At 64.8% G+C, this 19,563-nt stretch carries 19 protein-coding genes and 1 tRNA gene; 11 read left to right on the forward strand and 9 right to left on the reverse strand.

Going from position 1 to position 19,563, the window contains the following annotated elements; translation table 11 throughout:
* Nucleotides 1-164 precede the first annotated feature (164 nt).
* The 4 genes from W911_RS18265 to hutW form a co-directional block, all read right to left on the reverse strand.
* On the reverse strand, nucleotides 165-542 hold the full coding sequence (locus W911_RS18265) for a hypothetical protein (RefSeq protein WP_023785951.1): 378 nt from the start codon (nucleotides 540-542) through the stop codon (nucleotides 165-167).
* 65 nt (nucleotides 543-607) lie between these two features.
* Entirely contained in the window at nucleotides 608-1,279 is a 672-nt protein-coding gene (locus W911_RS02585) for an NAD(P)H-binding protein (protein WP_023785952.1), read from the reverse strand.
* 1 nt (nucleotide 1,280) lies between these two features.
* The gene (gene hutX, locus W911_RS02590; RefSeq protein ID WP_023785953.1) at nucleotides 1,281-1,811 is read right to left on the reverse strand and encodes a heme utilization cystosolic carrier protein HutX; all 531 of its coding nucleotides are present in this window, start codon (nucleotides 1,809-1,811) and stop codon (nucleotides 1,281-1,283) included.
* On the reverse strand, nucleotides 1,808-3,211 hold the full coding sequence (gene hutW / locus W911_RS02595) for a heme anaerobic degradation radical SAM methyltransferase ChuW/HutW (RefSeq protein WP_023785954.1): 1,404 nt from the start codon (nucleotides 3,209-3,211) through the stop codon (nucleotides 1,808-1,810). The genes hutX and hutW overlap by 4 nt, the downstream gene beginning before the upstream one ends.
* A gap of 398 nt (nucleotides 3,212-3,609) precedes the next feature.
* Between hutW and W911_RS02600 the strand changes: the two genes are divergently transcribed.
* The 7 genes from W911_RS02600 to W911_RS02630 all read left to right on the forward strand — a co-directional run bounded on the left by W911_RS02600 (nucleotide 3,610) and on the right by W911_RS02630 (nucleotide 10,126).
* A complete protein-coding gene (locus tag W911_RS02600) occupies nucleotides 3,610-4,854 on the forward strand; it encodes a glycosyltransferase family 2 protein (protein WP_023785955.1) in 1,245 nt (414 codons plus the stop codon).
* A gap of 85 nt (nucleotides 4,855-4,939) precedes the next feature.
* Nucleotides 4,940-6,085: a DegT/DnrJ/EryC1/StrS family aminotransferase gene (locus tag W911_RS02605; RefSeq protein WP_023785956.1), complete on the forward strand. Its 1,146-nt coding sequence runs from the start codon at nucleotides 4,940-4,942 to the stop codon at nucleotides 6,083-6,085.
* Complete coding sequence (locus tag W911_RS02610) at nucleotides 6,082-6,858, forward strand: cephalosporin hydroxylase family protein (RefSeq protein WP_023785957.1); 777 nt, start codon at nucleotides 6,082-6,084, stop codon at nucleotides 6,856-6,858. The genes W911_RS02605 and W911_RS02610 overlap by 4 nt, the downstream gene beginning before the upstream one ends.
* On the forward strand, nucleotides 6,843-7,379 hold the full coding sequence (locus tag W911_RS02615; RefSeq protein ID WP_023785958.1) for a GNAT family N-acetyltransferase: 537 nt from the start codon (nucleotides 6,843-6,845) through the stop codon (nucleotides 7,377-7,379). The genes W911_RS02610 and W911_RS02615 overlap by 16 nt, the downstream gene beginning before the upstream one ends.
* 1 nt (nucleotide 7,380) lies before the next feature.
* The gene (locus tag W911_RS02620) at nucleotides 7,381-8,109 is read left to right on the forward strand and encodes a WbqC family protein (RefSeq protein ID WP_023785959.1); all 729 of its coding nucleotides are present in this window, start codon (nucleotides 7,381-7,383) and stop codon (nucleotides 8,107-8,109) included.
* Nucleotides 8,106-8,966 carry a phytanoyl-CoA dioxygenase family protein gene (locus tag W911_RS02625; protein ID WP_023785960.1) on the forward strand — a complete coding sequence of 287 codons (861 nt, stop codon included), beginning with the start codon at nucleotides 8,106-8,108 and terminating at the stop codon, nucleotides 8,964-8,966. The genes W911_RS02620 and W911_RS02625 overlap by 4 nt, the downstream gene beginning before the upstream one ends.
* Nucleotides 8,963-10,126 carry a class I SAM-dependent methyltransferase gene (locus tag W911_RS02630; protein ID WP_023785961.1) on the forward strand — a complete coding sequence of 388 codons (1,164 nt, stop codon included), beginning with the start codon at nucleotides 8,963-8,965 and terminating at the stop codon, nucleotides 10,124-10,126. The genes W911_RS02625 and W911_RS02630 overlap by 4 nt, the downstream gene beginning before the upstream one ends.
* Before the next feature lie 241 nt (nucleotides 10,127-10,367).
* Here W911_RS02630 and W911_RS02635 read toward each other — a convergent pair.
* The 3 genes from W911_RS02635 to W911_RS02645 all read right to left on the reverse strand — a co-directional run bounded on the left by W911_RS02635 (nucleotide 10,368) and on the right by W911_RS02645 (nucleotide 13,773).
* Nucleotides 10,368-10,444 (reverse strand) — tRNA-Arg (locus tag W911_RS02635).
* Between the two features lie 147 nt (nucleotides 10,445-10,591).
* Nucleotides 10,592-12,088, reverse strand: a complete 1,497-nt coding sequence (locus W911_RS02640; protein ID WP_051388635.1) for a sensor histidine kinase — start codon at nucleotides 12,086-12,088, stop codon at nucleotides 10,592-10,594.
* A gap of 200 nt (nucleotides 12,089-12,288) precedes the next feature.
* The gene (locus tag W911_RS02645) at nucleotides 12,289-13,773 is read right to left on the reverse strand and encodes a dihydrolipoyl dehydrogenase family protein (RefSeq protein ID WP_023785963.1); all 1,485 of its coding nucleotides are present in this window, start codon (nucleotides 13,771-13,773) and stop codon (nucleotides 12,289-12,291) included.
* Between the two features lie 348 nt (nucleotides 13,774-14,121).
* Between W911_RS02645 and rpmH the strand changes: the two genes are divergently transcribed.
* From rpmH to yihA, 4 genes are all read left to right on the forward strand, one after another.
* Complete coding sequence (gene rpmH, locus W911_RS02650) at nucleotides 14,122-14,256, forward strand: 50S ribosomal protein L34 (RefSeq protein ID WP_041317134.1); 135 nt, start codon at nucleotides 14,122-14,124, stop codon at nucleotides 14,254-14,256.
* 46 nt (nucleotides 14,257-14,302) lie between these two features.
* Nucleotides 14,303-14,695: a ribonuclease P protein component gene (gene rnpA, locus W911_RS02655; protein ID WP_023785965.1), complete on the forward strand. Its 393-nt coding sequence runs from the start codon at nucleotides 14,303-14,305 to the stop codon at nucleotides 14,693-14,695.
* A 120-nt stretch (nucleotides 14,696-14,815) separates the two neighbouring features.
* Entirely contained in the window at nucleotides 14,816-16,681 is a 1,866-nt protein-coding gene (yidC, locus tag W911_RS02660) for a membrane protein insertase YidC (protein ID WP_023785966.1), read from the forward strand.
* Nucleotides 16,678-17,325 (forward strand): ribosome biogenesis GTP-binding protein YihA/YsxC, encoded by a 648-nt coding sequence (gene yihA / locus W911_RS02665; RefSeq protein ID WP_023785967.1) that lies wholly within the window; start codon nucleotides 16,678-16,680, stop codon nucleotides 17,323-17,325. Before yidC ends, yihA begins: the two co-directional genes overlap by 4 nt.
* On the opposite strand, the gene W911_RS02670 is transcribed toward yihA, so the two are convergent.
* Complete coding sequence (locus W911_RS02670; protein WP_023785968.1) at nucleotides 17,322-17,843, reverse strand: DNA-deoxyinosine glycosylase; 522 nt, start codon at nucleotides 17,841-17,843, stop codon at nucleotides 17,322-17,324. The two genes, yihA and W911_RS02670, sit on opposite strands and share 4 nt — an antisense overlap.
* Nucleotides 17,844-17,857: 14 nt before the next feature.
* Nucleotides 17,858-19,549 carry a Clp protease N-terminal domain-containing protein gene (locus W911_RS02675; RefSeq protein ID WP_023785969.1) on the reverse strand — a complete coding sequence of 564 codons (1,692 nt, stop codon included), beginning with the start codon at nucleotides 19,547-19,549 and terminating at the stop codon, nucleotides 17,858-17,860.
* Nucleotides 19,550-19,563: the final 14 nt, after the last annotated feature.

Here is a 19,563-nt window from a genome sequence, read left to right on the forward strand (position 1 = left end):
CTCCTTCAAGATGCGGAACGCGCGGAAGGGTCCCGTTCGCTCTCGTCTGATTATGTTTCGTCGTCGTCATACCTCGTACCTTTCCTTGCGTGACGGCACAGCAGGACCGGCCCGTGAAAACGCGTTGCCGCGCCACGGGAGAGCTTCGTTGCCGTCGATTGACGTCAGTTCCCTTCCGAAAGCAGTTTCTGGGCGGAGACCGCGCAGTATTGGGTTGGCTTGGCCGGATCTTGCCCGGCTGGATCGGCGGCGCATGGCGCATCATTGCCGGACAGTTGGGTGATCCGGGCGTCCGTGTCGTCGTACGAGACGAGATAGCGATGCGTGTGGGCGCCTTGCGTATCGTGCGAGAACGGTTCGAACGTGGCATCCGAGCGGCGGCAGATGATATCCTTGAGCGGCTGCGGTCCGTTCGACAAAATCGTTCGCACCGCAGCCGCACGGCGCTCGCATTCTTCGAGGGACGCCGTGTTGACGAACGCTGCCGACATCTGGCCGCTTTCGAGCAGGGTCATCACGATCATCAGAAATCCGAATGTCATGCCGCGCCTCGCTTCACTTGCATCTGGTTGGTTGTGTTTCCCTTTGGGTCGGACATGGCTCACCCTCAAGCCGCGAGAGGAAAGGGTGCGATGGGATTGACGCTTTTCGCCTGATCCCTGTCGACGGCGGCAAAGGCGCGGCCCGCCGTGCCGGCGTCGCGCAGCGCGCGCGCGACGAGATCGGCGACGTCCGCGCGATGGATGAAGCCGTGCATCTCAGCGTCCGTCGTCAAGATCCCGCGGCCGGTTGCCGGTTCGGACCGCAAGCCGCCCGGCCGGATCGCGGTGCCTTGCGCGATGGTGCGCTTCATGTGCTCTTCGGCGCGTGTTTTCGCGTCCACGGCCGCGCCGAACGCAGCAATGGCCCGCTCGGATCGGAAGGGCGCCATCTCGCCACATCCGATGGACGTCACGAGCACGAACCGGGCGACGCCGCGCCGGGCGGCTTCGTCGATCACGTTGATGTTGCCGACATCGTCGGCGTATTCGCCATCGGGTGCGCAGCCGCCGAGCGTCGAGACCACGTCGAACTCACTTTGTAAGAGGGAGAAGGCCCGTTCGAGATCGGTCCTAGAAAACGCGTCACCTTGGGCGATGCGCACGCCCTCTGCATCAAGCTCCGCGCGGCCAGTGTCGGAGCGAAGCATCGCGAGCACCGGCACGCCGTCGTGGCGCAGCTTTTTTGCCAGGAGCAAGCCGACGCCGCGGCTCGCTCCGAAGATCAGCACCGGCCTCATCTCAATGGGCGCTCCCGGTTTCCGGGAAGCGGGTTTCCAGCCGGGTGAAGCGTTCGACCTGATCCGTCTTCAGCTTTCGGTCTTCGTCGCGGCCGACAAAGATCTTGAACATGGCTTCTCCGTCGCCGTTGAAGAACTGGACCGAGAGCGTCTCTTTCCCCATGAAGGGGCGGCGGAGAAAGACGATTGCCTTGCAGTTGTCGGCCCGCAGATGGCCGCTCAACCCGCCGCCGCCGCCGAGATTGTAGAAGCCGTGGCCGAGCTTGCCAGCGGGAACGGGCCCTTCGAACTCCAGGATGGCATCCTTGGTGTGGGAAATGACGGTGACGCTTCCCCATTCCGATACGTCGCTCATGACGTCGACGAAGTGTGTGCCGGAAATACGCGTCCACATGTCTGCGGGGAGGCATTCGACAGTGTCTTGCAGCGAGAGTCCGTGGCGGGTGGCCGTTGCCTCCAGGATGCCGCCGGGATCGTCGGCAAGCGCGATGCGGGCGAGATCACGGGCTGTCGCGGTGTGTGCGTGGGTCATGATGGGCGTAATGTCCTCTGCTGATTTTCAGGATTTCGGATGGGTCCAGTGGCGCCGCTTGCGGGCGTTGCAGGCGCTGAGCCTGCCAGGATCGCGTCGAATGCAGAGACAAGGTTGCTGTACCAGAAGCGCCCTGCCGTGGTGAGCGAGACGATGCGTCCGTCGATCGACACAAGCCCGGCCGAACGCCACTGATCGAGAAGAGGGGCAATGCCAGGGTTCAGCCTGCCGCCGAGATGGCTCGCGATGCGTTCGAGATCGAGGCGCCCGACTTCGAGGCCGGCCGTAATGGCGTTGCGGGCGGGTTGGAGAGAGTCGGACACGAGCATGCCCGAGAGTGGTTTTCGACCGGAGATGACGGCGTCGCGATATGTCTCAAGATCGGGAGCGACGCTGTAGCTGTATTTTCCAAGGAGACCGCCCGCGCCGGATCCGTATGCGAGGCAATCGACGCCTTCCTTGATGCGGAGATTGTAGAGGTTGCGTTCGCGGGGGGTGCGTGCCCAGTGGCTGTTGCTGATCTGGGTCCATCCCTTTGCGGCGAGCGTTTCGACGCCTGTGCGATACATGCGCCCAATCTCGCGGAGTGCGGCCATGTTCTCGAATTTTCCGCTGCCGACCGCCTTGTGCAGCGGCGTTCCCGGAATGAGATTGAGGCCATAGAGATCGACGCCATCGGGCGCGATGTCGGCGGCGATGCGGAGGTCTTCGCGCCAGACGCGGTCGGTCTGGCCCGGAAGGCCGTAGAGGAGATCTATGACGAGGGCTGCGCGATCGCGGTCCCGGATCGCCTCCAGGAAACGGATCGCGTCGTCTCGCGATGCGCGCCGTCCCTGTCGCCGGCGGACGTCGGTGTCGAAAGTCTGCACGCCGATGGAGATGCGATTGACGCCCGCTTCGAGCGCGGCATCGATCTTCTCAGTGTCGAAGTGGATGATGCGGCCTTCGATCGTGATCTCGCAATCGGATGCGAGCGGCAGACACCGCTTGATCGTACTCAGAATGCGGGACAGCTCGGCGGCGGATAGTGCGCTTGGGGTTCCTCCGCCGAGATAGACCGCAGCGATCGGGCGATGGCGGATCGTTTGTGCCGACGCTTCTTGCTCTATTTCCTCGATCAGGAGATTGGCGTAGGACGACGCGGCATGCTGCGTATAGGCGTTGCGGTAAAAGCCGCAGAAGAGGCAGTGGTTGGCGCAGAAGGGAACGTGAATATAGGCTAGCCGGTCCTCCGACGAACGATGGCCGCTCATGAGGTTTGCCCATGTGGCCGATACTTCGCCGGCAGGAAGCGGTCTCTTGTTTCGCCATGGGAGAACAGCCCGGCGATCGGCAAACGCATCGCAGAGGGGCTCGTCGACGAGCCGCGCAAAGTGTGGCGCTAAATCGGCTTGTGTCATCGGACGGCTCGGTGCACTCGGTTTGCTTACAGGACGGGCAGCGATCGTCCCGCACCAGTTGCGGTTGATCCGCGGCACGGAGAAGCAGCCCTTGAGACAGAAGGAGTAGCGGTGGCTCGCGGGGCGGCCACTTGAGCAAAATCAATTCTTGATGAAAATAGTATAGAAGATGGGAAGATCGCGGCGACCTGTGGCCGTTTGCGCACATCGCGAAGACCCCGCGCCGGTCTCCGCGCGCACCCCGGGGCACTTGGGCGTTCGCCCGCGCTCCGGCCGCTCCGGCAAGCCTTGTACAAGTTTGGAGTGCTATCTGCCGCTGATTAACGGCCGCGGGCTCTTCGCCTTGCGAGGCGCCGGGCGGAGATGGCGCGTGAACGCCCAAGATCAGAGGTGCGCGCATGAGCGGGATCAAACTCAGCTTCTGCATCCCGACGTACAATCGCGCCCCGTTTCTCGAAAACGCATTGTCGTATTTCGAGACCCGGTATCGGTTCGATTTCCCCTACGAGATCGTGATTTCCGACAATGCCTCTGCCGACAACACGGCCGAGGTCGTCGAGGCGTTCCGTGCCCGCGGTTTGCCGATTCGCTATTATCGCCGCAGCTCGAACGGGGGCTCGCTCGCCAATTCCGCGAGCGCGTTTCACCATGCGCTCGGTACCTACGCCCTCAGTCATGCCGATGACGACACGCTCGTGCCTGAGGGGATCGTCGAGGCCGTGCGGTTCCTCGACGCCAATCCGGATGTCGTCGCGTGCCACGCGCCCTGGACGCTCTACAACGAGGTCGCAGGCAAAGACGTCAGCCAGTTCTACAGCGTCGATGCCAACCGTAAATTCGAGCGTGGCAGCTTCGCTGAGGTGTTTCAGTTCATGTACGAGCGCCACATCTTTCCTGAGATCGGCATCTACCGGGCGTCCGTGCTTAAATCGGCCTGGGTGCCGCGCGAGTTCTGTTTCTGGGCCTTCTCGTACCTTGCGCATTTTCTCGAAGAAGGCGCCGTCGCTTTCCTCAAGCGCCCGTTCTATCGCTCGGTGACGGTCTCGAAGGTCGCGGCGCGACAACAGGCCGGCAATGACCAGGTCATGACCGACTGGGACAAGTATCGCGGCGGGCTCGAATACTTTCTCTATCTGGGCCTCAAGCGTGGCCGGATCCCCGACACGCGTGAGGCCCGCGCCGACTACGAGCAAAAATGCAGAGCCTTCACGCTCAACCGCATGGCCGTGGCCGTGCGGTTCTGGGCGGCGCGCAAGGACTATATCAAGGCCTACGAACTTTACACGCGCATGGCCATCGGCGGATTGGGCGAGCATCCTGAGGTTGCAAAGCTCAGGCAGACCCTTCCGCTTATGGCGGGCATCCAGACTTTGGCGTGGCACGCCGCGTCACCGGCCGGAATCAAGAGGTTGATGCTGTCCGGCGTGGCGGATCGCGCGGCGCTTGAGGAGATGCTGCGGCAGCTCGGGCTGCCCGGCGAGATCGAGGTCGTCGAGGAGCCGAGCGTACACTCTCCAGAGGACGCCGAAAGCACCGCGGTCTTTGTCCCCAACGCGTCCAGCTACGACAGGTTCGTGTCCCTCGGCTACAAGCCAAATCTCATCTTTACCGATCGCGATCTTGTCGGGAATGTAGTGATCTGAGGGCGATTCGCCCTCCACGGCGTTCCGGCCCAAGAAGCCTGCGGCGTTCAGGCGGTGAGATCGACCAAAGGGGGAAGGTCGAAGCATGCGTGAAAGAATTCTCTACACGAAGCCGTCCATCACCGATCTCGAAACACGCTACGCGGCGGACGCGGCCGCGAACGGCTGGGGCAGCCGCTGCTACGAGTATATCGACCGCTTCGAGCACGGCTTCAGGACGCACATCGGCAGCGAATTCGCCATTGCCACATCGAGCTGCACGGGCGCGCTTCACATGGGACTTGCCGCGCTCGGCATCGGCGCGGGCGACGAGGTCATCCTCGCCGACACGAACTGGATCGCAACCGCGGCTCCCATCGTGCATCTCGGTGCGACACCCGTCTTCGCAGATATTCTCCCCGACACGTGGTGTCTCGATCCGGCAGACGCCGAACGCCATGTCACGCCGCGCACGCGCGCGATCGTCGCCACGCACCTCTACGGCAATCTCTGCGACATGGATGCGCTGCTCGACCTCGGCCGGCGCACGGGGATACCCGTGATCGAGGATGCGGCGGAAGCGATCGGTTCGGTTTTCCACGGACGGCGCGCGGGCTCCATGGGGCTGTTCGGCGCGTTCTCGTTTCACGGCACAAAGACGCTCACGACCGGCGAAGGCGGCATGTTCGTGACCAGCGATGCCGCGCTTTACGAGCGCGCGCTGACGCTCTCCAACCACGGGCGGGCACGCGGGGCGGCGCACGCGCTGTGGCCCGAGGCGGTCGGGTTCAAATACAAGATGACGAATATTGCGGCGGCCATCGGTTGCGCGCAGATCGAGCGCATCGCGGAGCTTGTGGCCCGCAAGCGTGAGATTCTCAAGGCGTACGAGACGCGTCTGTCCGCTCTTGCGGGCGTCTCGATGAACGCCGAGCCCGACGGAACGCTCAACGGCGCGTGGATGCCGACGGTGGTGTTCGATGCCGCGAGCGGCGTCTCGCGCGAAGCGCTGCTCGCGGCGTTCGCAGCCGCCGATATCGACGTCCGCGTCTTCTTCCACCCGCTGTCCAGCCTGGCGATGTTCGAGAGCCGCCCGGACAACGCCGTGGCCTGGAGCATTCCCGGCCGCGCCATCAACCTGCCGAGCTACCACGACATGACGGAAGCCGACATCGACCGCGTCGCCTGGGCCGTGGCCGCCGCGGCGGAGCGCGCGAGGCGCACGGCGCCGCCTCTGAAGAAAACCGCATGACGGCGCGCACGAAAGCAGATGCGATGACCGAAGACGACCGCCTCGCATTTGAAGCCCACAAACGTGAGATGTCGCTCGCGCTCGGGCGGGACGATGAAGCATTCCGCAGCGCCCTCGACACGCTCGTATGTCTCGACAAGTACGACTACTCCTATCTGTGGTCGTGGATGGGCGTGCCGATCATCCAGATGCCCGCGGATGTGATGGCGACGCAGGAAGCGATCTGGAACACTAAGCCGGACATCATCGTCGAGACCGGAGTCGCGCGCGGCGGATCGATGATCTTCATGGCGTCGCTTTTGCAAGTCATCGGCAAGGGACAGGTCATCGGCGTCGACATCGACATCCGCGCGCACAATCGAGAGACGATCGAAAGCCACCTTCTTGCGCCCCGCATCACGCTGATCGAGGGCCCGTCGACCGCACCCGAAACTCTTGCCCGCGTGAGCGCCGAAATCCCGGACGGCGCGTCCGTCATGGTCGTGCTCGACAGCGACCACAGCCGCGATCACGTGCTGGCGGAGCTGCGTGCTTATGGCCCGCTGGTGACGGATGGCCAGTATCTCGTCGTCGCCGACACGCTGCTCGGACGGGGCGACGCCTCTCAGACGCCGACCAAGCGCTCGAAGGTTCTCTATCCGGGCAACGAGCCCTATGCGGCTCTCAAGGCCTACCTCGCCGAAACCGACCGTTTCGCGCCCGATCCCGTGCTCAACGGCAAACTCGTGCTTTCGAGCTCGCCCGGAGGATACTTGCGATGCAAAAGCCCCTAGATCGCGCGCCGCGTCACGTGACGTTCCGCGACGTGAGGGAAACGGACTTTCCTCTGCTGTTCTCCCTGCGGCGGGATATTCCGCTTCAAGCGCTTCTTCTCACGGTCCCTCCTGCTCTCGACGATGCGGCGCTCGAAGCGTGGATTCGCACGCGCCAGCAGGAGCCCGGCGGGCTCTTTCAGGTCGTGGAGGATGCGTCAGCGGGCGATGCGATCGGATTCGTTCAGATCACCCAGGTTCATCACCGCAACAGGGTTGGCTATGCGGGTGTATGCTTGGCGGCCCACGCGCGCGGACGAGGGTTGGGACAGGCGACGTTGCGCAAGCTGATCGACACCTCCCGCGACCAGCTCGGACTGCTTAAGCTGATGTCGGAGGTGCGGATCGATAATTTCCCCGCGCTTCGCTACAATATGGTTGTGGGTTTCCACATCGTCGGAACGCTCAAAGCGCATTTCGTCGACGCGGCCGGCCTGCGCCATGACGCGTTGTTGCTCGAATGCCCTCTGGATCAGGTGTGACATGACTGCTGTCGTCATTTCCCAGCCCATGCTGTTTCCCTGGCCGGGGCTGTTCGAGCAGATCATGCTCGCCGACGTCTATGTCCATCACGACGACGCCCAGTTCTCGCAAAGCAGCTTCACGCGCCGCATCCAGGTCAAGAACGGTGCCGGTGTCACGTGGATGACGATCCCGCTCAAGAACCGCCTAAACATGCACCAGCGCATCAACGAGCTCGAAGCCGCCGACGAGCCTTGGAAGCGTACGCACCGCAATCTGCTTCTCCGCACGCTCCGCGGGGCGCCATTTCTCGACGACGCCATCGCGCTTTTCGATTCCGCATGTCAGCAGACGTCCGTATGCGACCTCCTGATGGCTAGCATCGAGGAGCCATGCCGCTATCTCGGCATTGGCGGTGCGATGACGATCGCCCGGACGAGCACGCTCGGCATCGGCGAGCGTTCTTGGCAGCGCGTGCTGAAGGTCACCCAGGCGTTTGGCGGCACGCGCTACATCACGGGGCACGGGGCTGCCAACTATCTCGATCACGAGGCGTTCGAGGCCGCGGGTATCGCCGTCGATTACATGAATTACAGCCGCACGCCCTGGCCGCAATTCGGCGACGCCTTCACCCCGTTCGTCACGATCCTCGATCTCATTGCTCATACGGGGCCCAACGCCGTCGATTGCCTCCGTCCGGCAACGGTCGACTGGCGAGCGTTTCTGCAAATGGAAAGGATACCGGCATGACACAGGATGCCCTCGCGCCTTCGGGGTCGTTCCAAGCCGAGTTCGCGGCCAACGGCTATGTTCTCCTCAAGCAATTCTATGACCCCGAACAGGACATCGCGCCGATCCAGGAGGACATCCGGGCCATCATCGCGCTGCTGTGCGAAAAGTATGGCGTCGACGCGCCGACAGCGACCTCGTGGGAGGCGATGACAGAAGCGTATCCCGCGCTCATCGCCAAAAACCGCGCCTGGGGCGGGGACGTCTACGACGCGATCAAGCAGGTTCCCGCATTCATGCAATTGGTGGCGAACAAGAGGAACGCCGCGCTGTTCGCGGCTTTGCGTCCGGGCTCGCAGCCCGGAATCGCGGCGAACGGCTACGGCATCCGCATCGACAATCCCGGCGAGGAAAAGTATCGGGCGCAGTGGCACCAGGAGTTTCCCGGCCAGTTGCGCAGCCTCGACGGCATCGTGTTCTGGACGCCGCTCGTTCCGGTCACGCCGGATATGGGGCCGGTTCAGATCGCCGAGGGCTCGCACGCCGAGGGCATCGTGCCGGTTTATGTGGACGATGCCGGTGCGGACAAGACGGGCGCCTACGCGCTTCACCTCGACAGAGCGGAGGAGCGGCTTCAGCGCTATCCTCAGGTCGCACCGCTTACGCAGCCCGGAGACCTCGTTCTGATGGATTTTCTTACGCTCCATCAATCCGGCTTCAACGTATCCAAGATCCCGCGGTGGAGCATTCAGTACCGCTATTTCAATTTCGCCGAGCCAACCGGAATACGCATCGGGTGGAAAGGGTCGTTCGCCGCCGGCGTCAAGTTCGAGGATGTCCTGCCCGAACTGCTCGTCGCTCGTGAGGATGCCGCATGACTGCCTGCCGCGTATGCCGCGCGATGATCGGCGCGCCGGTCTTCGATGCTCCGGCGCCGGCGCTGACGTCGATCATGACCCTTCTCGATGTGCCGACGCGCGTCTTCGTCTGCGAGGGCTGTGGCCACGCGCAGTGCGAGGACATCCCCGACATCCAGGACTTTTACGATCGTGTCTACCGTATCTCGCTCGCGGGCGACGACCACGACCAGGTGTTCGCCGTGGAGACCGACGGACGCGTGATCTACCGGACCGATCACCAGGCCGGGATCGCACTTCGGCTGCTCGACATTCCTCGCGGAGCCCGCGTGCTCGACTATGGCGCGGCGAAATCCGATACGCTGCGCAAGATCTACGCCGCGCGCCCCGACATCCAGCCGCACGTGTTCGATGTCAGCACCGACTATGCGGCGGCGTGGCAGGGCTGGGTGCCGGAGGCCGCACAGGCCACCTATGCTGTTCCGGCCGCGTGGCTAGGCACCTTCGATGTCGTCACGAGCTACTTCGTCATCGAGCACGTGCCCGATCCCGTTGCGTTCGTCCGCACCATTGCATCCCTGCTGCGGCCCGGCGGCTCCGCGCTGCTCGCCCTGCCCGACGTCGATGCGAACCCCGGGGATATGGCGGTTGCGGACCACCTCAATCATTTCAGCGAGGCGTCCCTCTGGCGGCTCCTGGCGGATGCGGGGCTCACGGTGCGGACCCTCGACAAAGCGGCATTTCCCGGCGCCTTCTTCGTCACGGCAACCCGCACGGACGACGCGGCGCAGGATATACCGGCTTCGCTCGTCGCAGGCGCCGTCGCCCGCGCGCAAGAGATCTGTACGTTCTGGAAGGACGCCGCGGCGAGTCTCGACCAGCAGGCGGCGAGCTTCGCGGGCTGCAAGGCGGCAATCTACGGCGCGGGGTTTTATGGAAGCTGGATTTACAGCCGCATTCGAGACACGGTTCGTCTCGGAGCTGTCCTCGACCGGAATCCGCACCTGCAGGGTGGCACGCAGTTCGGCGTTCCGGTCCTGCCGCCCGAGCGCATTCCCGGCGACATCGATGTGCTGTTCGTCGGGCTGAACCCGCTCAAAGCGCGCGACGCCATCGCGATGCAACCGTGGCTGCAGCGGTCGGGTCTCGCGCATGTTTGGATCTCTGGGAGCTTGACGTGAAGGTTCTCGTAACAGGCCATCTCGGCTAAGCCGGGCCGGTCATCGCGCTCTGAGCCGCTGCCAGCGTCTCGGCCCTTAGGGCTTGCATCGCTTGCAGGCCAGTTCCCATCCATCGCTTGATGGCGCACTCGGCAGTAATGAGCGGCGCACGAGAATCGTCATGCGCCGTCGAGAGCCATGAGGAAAATGGTAGCCATGGGATTTTATGAAGACGGCGGATTAACGCTAAGTCATTGATTTTTGGCGCGCCCGAAAGGATTCGAACCTCTGACCCCCAGATTCGTAGTCTGGTGCTCTATCCAGCTGAGCTACGGGCGCGTTGTTGCCTCTATGGGCCGGGTGAACCGGCCAATGCAACCGCTGGGCGGCGTGGAGCCGATGCGGTCTGGCAAGGCCGCCATTCCTAATCGCACATTTCGCAGAGCGCAAGGGTCTTTGGCACCCGTTTTTAGGGGTGCGGCCTTATCAACGGACCGAGCGATCCGGAAGTTCGATCAGGAAGGTGGCGCCGAGCGGGGTTCCCGTGTCCACCAGTTCGAGTTTGCCGCCGTGGGCCGCCACCAGCTCGGAAGCGATGGCGAGGCCGAGGCCCGAGCCCTCTTTGCGTGTCGAGGCCTGGAAGGCCCGGAACAGGTTCGGGCGGATATGCCCCGGAATGCCGGGGCCGTCATCCGTCATCTCAATGAAAATCTTGCGCCGTTCGCGCCAGGCGCGGACGCGGATCTCGCCCGGCTTGCCGTCGCCCCGGCTCTCGATGGCCTGGACGGCGTTGCGCGTCAGGTTGCTCAAGACACGGAACAGGTGCTCGTGATCGGCGTCGACGAGGAGCTGGTCTTCCATCTCCATGGTCCATGCCACCTTCTCGCGCGGCAGGCCGAAGCCCTCGGCCACCTCTTCTAGAAGGGGCTTGAGCCGCATCAGCTCGCGGCGCGGTTCGGCTTCCTCCGCGCGGCCGAAGCGGAGCGACGAGTTGCAGAAGTTGATGGCCCGGTCCAGCGATGCGATCAGCTTCGGTGCGAACTGCTGCACGGTCGGGTCGGGGATCGTCGTCAGGCGATCCGAGATGAGCTGTGCGTTCGCCAGCATGTTGCGCAGGTCGTGGCTGATCTTGCTGACCGCAAGGCCTAGCTGGGCCAGGCGGTTCTTCTGCGTCAGAAGATGGGTCAGCTGGCGCTGCATGTGCGCAAGCTCGCGCTCGGCAGTGCCGATTTCGTCCGCGCGGCCGGACGGCGTGATGATGCGGCTCGTATCCTCAGGGTTCTCGCCGAAATGCAGCATGTTGCGCGAGATGCGCATCATCGGCCGCACGAGCAGCCAGCTGATCGCGAAATAGACGAGGGCTGCGGTGAGCAGCGAAATGATGATCGAGAGATAGACGATGTTCATGCCGTAGGCGACCATCGCGCGGCGCAACGGCTCTTCCGGCAGCACGATCTCGATCACGTCGTCATAGCGCGGGCCGAGTGGGCCGATCACACGGATCACGCGGTCGTCGGACGCGAAGTAGATCGCGATCGCGTCGCGGATTTGAGACAGCCGCAGCGATAAATCTTCGCCGAGCGTGAGATCGGACTGCTGGCGAAGATCGAAGTGCTCGTCGATATTGAGCTCGGTGACGGGCGGAAGAATGAGGCGGCGGGCGCCGCCGCGGCGGATGGCGACCGCGCGGACAAGGGCCGTGCGCGTCAACTCGTTGCGGAGCGCGGGCGGTACAGTGCGGCTCGGCACCGCCTCGGCGGCGAGAGAGGCGACGTGAGCGGCCGTCAGGCGGTCGTTCAGCCAACTGATGCGGTAGTTGGCAATCGAGGGCAGGAAGATCAGGATCTCCGCCAGCATGACGAACACGGCGGTGAGGAAGAGGAGCTTCGCCGGCAGCCCGACACGTAGCCAACTGCGACGCAGAGCGTGGAGGCGGGCGCTGAGCCACGGCCAGACGCTCGCGCTCCAGGAGCGCTTCTCCATCGGTTCGGCCACGTGCTCGTTCATATCGCGGGGTATGCTCACTCCTGGACGGCGATTTCGTTCGCTCGGATTGCGATCGTGCTCTTGTGCCTGCCGCCACGCCTTCGCGGGAGAAGGCCGTCAGAGCGATTCTGGCACTTCACGCCCCGCGTGTCATCCTGCGTGCGCGGGGAGGATGAACACCTGCGCGATAAGGCCGGCTAACCGAGCCTCGCAAGGAAATCTATGAGCTTGCGGAGGGCCGGATTGGACGGTGTCGAGGCATAGGCGCGGTAGGCGGCGCGCCGGCTGGCCTCGCTGCGGGTCGGATAGGGTGCGACGGCGCCCGCGACGGCCTTGATGTCGAGGCGCTGGGAGACGACGAGCGACCACAGGTGGATCAGTTCGCCCGCTTCCGCGCCGACGATGGTTGCGCCGAGCACGCGGCCGCGGGGTGTCGTGACCACTTTGACGTGGCCTGCGGTTTCGCGTTCTGCTTCGGCGCGGTCGTTTTCGACGAAGGGCCAACGCAGCACGTTGATCTTGTGGCCTGCTGCCCGCGCCTCCTGCTCGGTGAGGCCCACGTGGGCGATTTCCGGTTCGGTGAAGGTGACACGCGGGACGAGCGTGGGTTCAGCCTTGGCGGGGAGCCAGAACAGGGCGCGGCGCAAGACGATTTCGGCGTGCCAGGTCGAGGCGTGGGTGTCACGCGGGCCGCCCGCGGCCACGTCGCCGATGGCGTAGATGCGGCTGTTCGAGGTTCTGAGGCCGCGGTTCACGACGATGCCTTCGGGGCCGTATTTGATGCCGGCGGCTTCGAGGTTGAGATCCGAAACGTTAGGCGTGCGGCCGGTCGCGAACAGGAGATGAGAGCCGTCGACTGTTACGGTGCCGTTTTCGGTCGTGACATGAAGCCGGACGAGGCCGGCGAGGCGCTCGATGCGTTCGACGGTCACGCCTTCGCGGAGGTCGATGCCTTCGGCGCGGAGCGCCTTCAAGGCGATGGCGACGGCTTCGGGGTCTTCTTTCGAGAGTGCGCGGCCCGTGTCGAGGACGGTGACGCGGCTTCCGAGACGCGCATGCGCCTGCGCCAGCTCCAGGCCTGTGGGGCCCGCGCCCAGGATCACGAGATGCGGGAGTTTGCGGTCGTTGTCGAAGATCGTGTCGCTGGTGAAATAACTCACGGTTTCGAGGCCGGGGACGTCCGGCACCGACGGCGACGATCCCGTTGCGATGACGAAGCGCCGGGCCGTGACGCGATAGTCTCCGGCGAGGACGGTGCGTTTGTCGAGGAAGCGAGCAGCGCCGAGGATGACGTGGACGCCGAGGCCGGTAAAGCGCTCGACGGAGCTGTTCGGTGCCGTCGCCGAGATGACGCGGCGCACATAATGCTGGACGACGCGGTGATCGGTTTTCGGGTCGATGGACGCGATGCCGAAGTCGGATGCGGTCTCAAAGGCGCGGGCGCGCCGGGCGGCGGCCAGGAGCGCCTTCGAGGGAATGGAGCCCGCGTTGAGGCCTTCCCCGCCCACCCGGTGCTTCTCGACCAGCACGACTTTGCGCCCGAAGGCTGCTGCCGTGGCGGCGACGTGAAGGCCTCCCGCGCCGCCGCCGATCACGCAGATGTCGGCTGATAGCGGTTCGCCTGCGAGGGTAGGGGCGGAGGTGCGCTGGGTCGTCAAGGACGGGGACGTCGTTTCCGCCATGGGCGTGCTCCTCGGATCTGCGGGCCGCTCACCGCCAGCCAAATCGGCTCGCGTCGACGAACTGAGCGGGTGGAGCATTCCTTGCTCTCCCGGCTCTTTGCAAGGCGTTCGATTGACTTACGAACCGCTCTCAGCGTTATGGAGCCGGTTTCGGCCGCCTGGTATCCTGTCGATGGCGTCAAGCCCGGCGGTTGCGGGCGCAACGCGCTTTTCAGGGCCGCCATCTCGATTGACTTCGGGACCCTTGCAACCTATAAGCCCGTCCATCCCATCATGACTCAGCCCTGGCTGGCGGGTTTTCGCCTCGGCCGGGCTGTTTCGCTTTCGAATTCGACTGGAGTAAAGCCCGTGAAACGGACCTATCAACCGAGCAAGCTCGTCCGCAAGCGCCGGCACGGCTTCCGCGCCCGTATGGCGACCGCTGGCGGCGTCAAAGTGATCGCGCGCCGCCGCGCCAAGGGCCGCAAGCGCCTCTCGGCCTAGCCTTTCGCGCCGCCGCAGCCTTGTTTTTTCGGGCGGAGGCGTCGCCGTGGCGATCGAGACGCTCAAGAAAAGAGCGGAATTTCTGAGAATTCGAGGGGGCGCGCGCTTTGCGACGCCCTCTTTTGTGCTTGAGACCAAGCCGCGCGGCCCCGTTCCGGAGACGGTTCCGGCCGCACCGCACGACGATGGCCCCCGCTTCGGCTTTACGGTGACGAAGAAGCTCGGCAAGGCGGTGGACCGGAATCGCATCCGCCGCCGTCTCAAGGCTGCGGTCGGGCTGCTGGCTCCGACTCTCGCGCATCCCGGTCACGACTACGTGCTGATCGCCCGCGCGCAGGCCCGCGACCGGGCCTTTACGGACGTCAAGAAAGACCTTGAACGGGCGTTCTTACGCGTGCATCACGCTCCGGCAGCGCCGGTGAAGGGGAGAAACGCCTGACGCGCGCGCAAATCGCCCATACCCTCGGCGCTGCCGGGGTTGTAAGAGAGCCAATCTGAAAATTCCGCGGGGTGTCCGGCGGCTTCGAGAGCCCCCTTCCCGCGCCATTCCGAGGACTTCATGAGCCAGCGCCAGGACGATCAACGGAACCTTCTCATTGCCGTCGTGCTGTCGGTGGCGGTCATGCTCGGCTGGCAGCTTTTCTATGTCGGGCCGCAGGTCAAGGAGCATCAGGAAAAGCAGCAGCGCGAACGCGTGGCCGAACAGCAGGCTGAGCAGAAGGCGTCGCGAGATGCGGCCCAGCCCGGCGTCGCGCGGCCGAGCGTCGGGCCCGGCACGCAAACCGCGCTCCCGGTGAGGCCCGCGGGCACGCGCGCCGAAGCGCTAGGGCTTTCCGCCCGCTTGCCGATCGAGACGCCGTCGATCACGGGCTCGATCTCGCTCAAGGGCGGTCTGGTCGACGACATCGTGCTCCAGAACTATCGCGAGACGGTCGATCCCAAGAGCCCGCACGTCGTGCTGTTCTCGCCGCTCGGCTCGCCCAACGCTTACTTCGCCGAGTACGGCTGGCAGGGCGCTCCCGGAAGCCAGATTGCACTGCCCGACAGCGAGACGGTTTGGCAGGCCGAGGCGAACGCGAAGCTTACGCCGCAGACGCCGGTGACGCTCACCTGGGTTAACGGCCAGGGCATGGTGTTCAAGCGGACGCTCGCCATCGACGAGCACTACATGCTCACGGTGACGAACGCGGTCGAGAACACGACGTCCGGCGATGTGGTGCTGACGCCTTATGCGCGCCTCTACCGTTTCGGAACGCCCCGCATCGAGGGCTTCTTCATCATGCATGAAGGCCTGATCGGCGTGCCGGGCGATGCGGGGCTGCAAGAGATCACCTACGCCGACGTTCTGGAAGACGGTGGCGGGCGCAGTTTCGACGGCAAGACGGGCGGCTGGCTCGGCATCACCGATAAGTATTGGGCGGCAGCGCTCATTCCGGATCAGAAGCAGACCTATGCGGGCAGCTTCCGCGGCCAGCGTCCGGCTGGGCCGGGAAGCCAGGAGGTATTCTGGACCGATTATCAGCAAAGCCCGGTGATCGTTTCGGCGGGTACGACGCAGACCATCGAAGGCCATCTCTTCGCGGGCGCCAAGCAGGTGCGCAAGATCGAGGAGTACGAGGCGAACCTCGGCATCGAAAAGTTCGAGCTGCTCGTGGATTGGGGCTGGTTCTACTTCATCACCAAGCCGCTCTTCTATCTGCTCGACTGGCTGTATCGCCTGCTCGGCAACTTCGGCCTCGCCATTATCGGCGTGACGGTGCTCGTCAAGATCGCGTTCTTCCCGCTGTCGAACAAGAGCTACGTGTCGATGGCGAAGATGAAGAAGCTGCAGCCGCAGATGGAGCAGCTTCGCGAGCGCTATACGGACGACAAGGCGAAGATGCAGCAGGAGTTGATGGAGCTCTACAAGAAGGAGAAGATCAATCCGCTCGCGGGCTGTCTGCCGATCCTGGTGCAGATCCCGGTCTTCTTCGCGCTCTATAAGGTGCTGTTCGTTTCGATCGACATGCGCCACGCGCCGTTCTTCGGCTGGATCCAGGATCTCTCCGCGCCGGATCCGACGTCGATCTTCAACCTGTTCGGCCTGCTGCCGTACTCGGTGCCGGACTTCCTGATGCTTGGAATCTGGCCGGTCATCATGGGTATCACCATGTGGCTGCAGATGCAGTTGAACCCGCCGCAGCCCGATCCCATCCAGCAGAAGATTTTCAACTGGATGCCGCTGGTCTTCACGTTCCTGCTTGCGGGCTTCCCCGCCGGTCTCGTGATCTACTGGGCCTGGAACAACATCCTCTCGATCGTCCAGCAGTGGTACATTTCGAGCAAGCAGGGCGTCGAAATCCACCTCGTCGACAACATCAAGCGTCAGTTCGCGGGGCTCGGCCGCTTGTTCGGCCGCAAGCCCAAGAGCGAGTCGAAGGGATGACGACCGAGGCGCTCTTTTCGCCCGACGATCTCGCGGCGGGCGAGCGTCTCGTCGCCAAGCCCTGGCGTTTCATCAAGGGTGTCGTCGCGCTCGACGGCCTGCCCGACGAGGGCTGGACGGAGGTGGCCTTCGCGGGCCGCTCCAACGTCGGCAAGTCGAGCCTGATCAACGCCATGGTGCGCAACGGCGGACTTGCGCGCACGTCCAACACGCCCGGCCGCACGCAGGAACTCAACTTCTTCGCGCCCGCCGAAGCGCCGCTCTATCTCGTGGATATGCCGGGTTACGGGTTTGCGCGTGCGCCGAAAGACAAGGTCGAGGCATGGACCGCGCTGGTGCGCGCGTATCTCGCCGGACGGCCGACGCTGCGGCGCGTGTTCCTGCTCATCGATAGCCGGCATGGGCTGAAGCCGCCCGACCGCGAGATCATGAAGATGCTCGATGCGACGGCGGCGCCCTATCAGATCGTGCTGACGAAGAGCGACAAGATCAAGGTGCCGGAGCTCGCTGCCGTCAAGGCGGCGACGGAGGCGGCGCTCAAGAGCCACGCGGCGGCGTTTCCGACGGTGCTTGCGACATCGTCCGAAAAGGATGTCGGGATCGAAGAGTTGCGCGCGACGTTGGCGGCGCTTCTCAACGGCTAAGATCTCTCGATTTGCAGGGCCGCGCGCCAGAGGGCGCATTTCTCCGCAAATGTGCGGGCGGCGTGCGCGGGGCTGGTCGAGGGCAGCGCCGTTACGATGACGTGCGGCGGACAGTGCCGGGCCGCATGTCTTTTGAAACTTGCGGCTGCCTTTCCGCCGTTGAGACCGATGTGCGTGAGCTGCGGGTGGTCGGCGAAAAAGCGCGCGAAGTCGTTCGGCACTTCGTCACGGATGTTCGAGTCCAAGCTGCCGGGCCGGACGCAGGATTTGAGAACGTCCCACACCGCAATGCCGTGTGCGCGCAGCACTTCGGTGCGCTTCCGATAGGGGAGGTCCGGGCTGGCGCCGACGATTTCTCCCATGATGCGCCAGAACACGTTGTGGGGATGCGCGTAGTATTGGCCAGCCGTGAGCGAAGCCTCGCCCGGCATGCTGCCGAGAATGAGGATGCGCGCATCGGGTGCCGAGATCGGCGGGAAGCTTCGGACGATGGGCGGCGCGGTGTCGGGATGAGGCATGCTTAGCGCTCTGCTCAGCCGCCGAAGTGGCGGGCGAACATGATCTGCAGGACGACCCAGCCCGTCTCGCCGAACTTTGCAAGCAGGCCACCCGCCACGGCTGCTCCGATCCATCCGGCCCACTTGAGCGCCGTGCGGCTATAATTGATCGCGACTTTGACGTCGACGAGTTGATCGGGCAGCGCGGTTTCCGCGGTCATGCCGTCGGCGCCGACCGTACGGGCCGAGACGATGAGCTGTAGCTGGCGGCGTCCGCGCGCCATCGGGGTGAGAGTCCAGCGCCAGCTTGCGTATTCGTCGTTGCCGAGCCCGAGCACGTTCTCGATCCACTGCGTCTCGGGCGAGCGGTTCTCGATGGTGAAGCCGCCGCCGGGCGATCTCAGCCGCACCGACATGGCCTTGGTCACGACGATCTCGTGGCGGAACGCGGCGCCGCCGCCCGCAAGACCTTCGGCCAGCGCCTTGACATCCGCGCGCGCGATGCGGGCTTCCGCCACGACGGGAATGCCGACGCGCATCCGGCGGGGAATGTTTTCGATGAGCTGTCCGGCTTCGATCAGCGGCCAGGAGCCGACGAATGGTCCGGATGAAGCGGCTCGGCGGCGTTCGCGTTGGGGCGGTGGTGCTGACGGGGCTGCTGCGTAGCCTTCGTCCCACGATGCGGGCAGGTTGCTGCCCCGCGGCGGCAGTCCGCCGTGCGTTTCGGTCCGAACCTCGAAGTGGTCGTTGGCTTGAGGAGATGGCGCGGTCTGCTGAGGCTCGGGCGGCCATTCCGTATGTGAGGGATCATGCTCGTACGCGCGATCCGTCGGAGCTGCCGGAGGCTCGGGCGCCGGGACAGGTGCAGGCGGCGGCGCCGGGGCCGTGCGCGGCGGCAGTGGGCTACCGCGATCGGGATAATTGGCGCGTGGCAGATGTGCGGGCGTGGATGGCTCGGGTTCACCCGGCGCGCTCGCGCCCTGGGGCTTGCGGGCTTCGAGGCGCTCGCGGGCGGCCGCGAGGATTTCTTCCGTGGTGGCCGGCCGTGCGGGCTCGGGAGCGGGCGGTTGCGTGGGCGGACCGGTCCGCTCGCCGAACGGTGATGGCGGCTGTGTCGGCGGGCTCGTCCGCTCGTCATTCGGCGGCGGTTCGAGCGGAGGCCCGGTTCTCTCGCCGTGCGGCGGAGCATACTCGACCGGGGCCGGTTGCGTGGGCTCTGGCAGCCGTTGCGGCGGTAGCGGCTGAGGCGCGGGAGACGGCGGCGCGGCGGTCACGTGCTGAAGCGCGCGGATCGCTTCCTCGAACGTCAGGCCCTGCACACGCAACATATGAGCGGCCGGGCTCTTTCCGTCGCCGACGATGGCCGCGAGCACGATGGCGCCGTTGATCTCGCGGCGCCGGCCCTGGCGCGCGGCGGCGGCAGCGGCTTCGAGGATGCGCCGGAGGTCAGCCGAGATGGCGATGGGCTGACCGCTCGACGGATCGATCCGGTCATCGAATCGGCCGAGGTGATCGGAGACTTCCGCCGTCAGGCGATGCAGATCGATGTGGCTCGCCTTGAGGACGACGGTCGCTTCGGGGTCCTCGGCCAGCGCGAGCAGGAGATGCTCAAGCGTGACCTCGCGGTGGGCTTGGGCAGTCGCGTAATCGGCGGCACGGGTGAGCGTCGCCGTCAGGAACGGCGACATCGGGATGCGGGCCAGTTCGTCGACGATCATGGCCGTCATTCAGGCTCCCTCCG

The organism is Hyphomicrobium nitrativorans NL23 (assembly GCF_000503895.1).
GTDB classification, from domain to species: Bacteria; Pseudomonadota; Alphaproteobacteria; order Rhizobiales; family Hyphomicrobiaceae; genus Hyphomicrobium_C; species Hyphomicrobium_C nitrativorans.

What these genes read in the sequence shown, in the direction of transcription:
- W911_RS18265 (WP_023785951.1), bottom strand. Translation starts at nt 542, where the DNA reads ATGACATTCGGATTTCTGATGATCGTGATGACCCTGCTCGAAAGCGGC.
- W911_RS02585 (WP_023785952.1), bottom strand. Translation starts at nt 1,279, where the DNA reads ATGAGGCCGGTGCTGATCTTCGGAGCGAGCCGCGGCGTCGGCTTGCTC.
- hutX (WP_023785953.1), bottom strand. Translation starts at nt 1,811, where the DNA reads ATGACCCACGCACACACCGCGACAGCCCGTGATCTCGCCCGCATCGCG.
- hutW (WP_023785954.1), bottom strand. Translation starts at nt 3,211, where the DNA reads ATGACACAAGCCGATTTAGCGCCACACTTTGCGCGGCTCGTCGACGAG.
- W911_RS02600 (WP_023785955.1), top strand. Translation starts at nt 3,610, where the DNA reads ATGAGCGGGATCAAACTCAGCTTCTGCATCCCGACGTACAATCGCGCC.
- W911_RS02605 (WP_023785956.1), top strand. Translation starts at nt 4,940, where the DNA reads ATGCGTGAAAGAATTCTCTACACGAAGCCGTCCATCACCGATCTCGAA.
- W911_RS02610 (WP_023785957.1), top strand. Translation starts at nt 6,082, where the DNA reads ATGACGGCGCGCACGAAAGCAGATGCGATGACCGAAGACGACCGCCTC.
- W911_RS02615 (WP_023785958.1), top strand. Translation starts at nt 6,843, where the DNA reads ATGCAAAAGCCCCTAGATCGCGCGCCGCGTCACGTGACGTTCCGCGAC.
- W911_RS02620 (WP_023785959.1), top strand. Translation starts at nt 7,381, where the DNA reads ATGACTGCTGTCGTCATTTCCCAGCCCATGCTGTTTCCCTGGCCGGGG.
- W911_RS02625 (WP_023785960.1), top strand. Translation starts at nt 8,106, where the DNA reads ATGACACAGGATGCCCTCGCGCCTTCGGGGTCGTTCCAAGCCGAGTTC.
- W911_RS02630 (WP_023785961.1), top strand. Translation starts at nt 8,963, where the DNA reads ATGACTGCCTGCCGCGTATGCCGCGCGATGATCGGCGCGCCGGTCTTC.
- W911_RS02640 (WP_051388635.1), bottom strand. Translation starts at nt 12,088, where the DNA reads ATGGAGAAGCGCTCCTGGAGCGCGAGCGTCTGGCCGTGGCTCAGCGCC.
- W911_RS02645 (WP_023785963.1), bottom strand. Translation starts at nt 13,773, where the DNA reads ATGGCGGAAACGACGTCCCCGTCCTTGACGACCCAGCGCACCTCCGCC.
- yidC (WP_023785966.1), top strand. Translation starts at nt 14,816, where the DNA reads ATGAGCCAGCGCCAGGACGATCAACGGAACCTTCTCATTGCCGTCGTG.
- yihA (WP_023785967.1), top strand. Translation starts at nt 16,678, where the DNA reads ATGACGACCGAGGCGCTCTTTTCGCCCGACGATCTCGCGGCGGGCGAG.
- W911_RS02670 (WP_023785968.1), bottom strand. Translation starts at nt 17,843, where the DNA reads ATGCCTCATCCCGACACCGCGCCGCCCATCGTCCGAAGCTTCCCGCCG.
- W911_RS02675 (WP_023785969.1), bottom strand. Translation starts at nt 19,549, where the DNA reads ATGACGGCCATGATCGTCGACGAACTGGCCCGCATCCCGATGTCGCCG.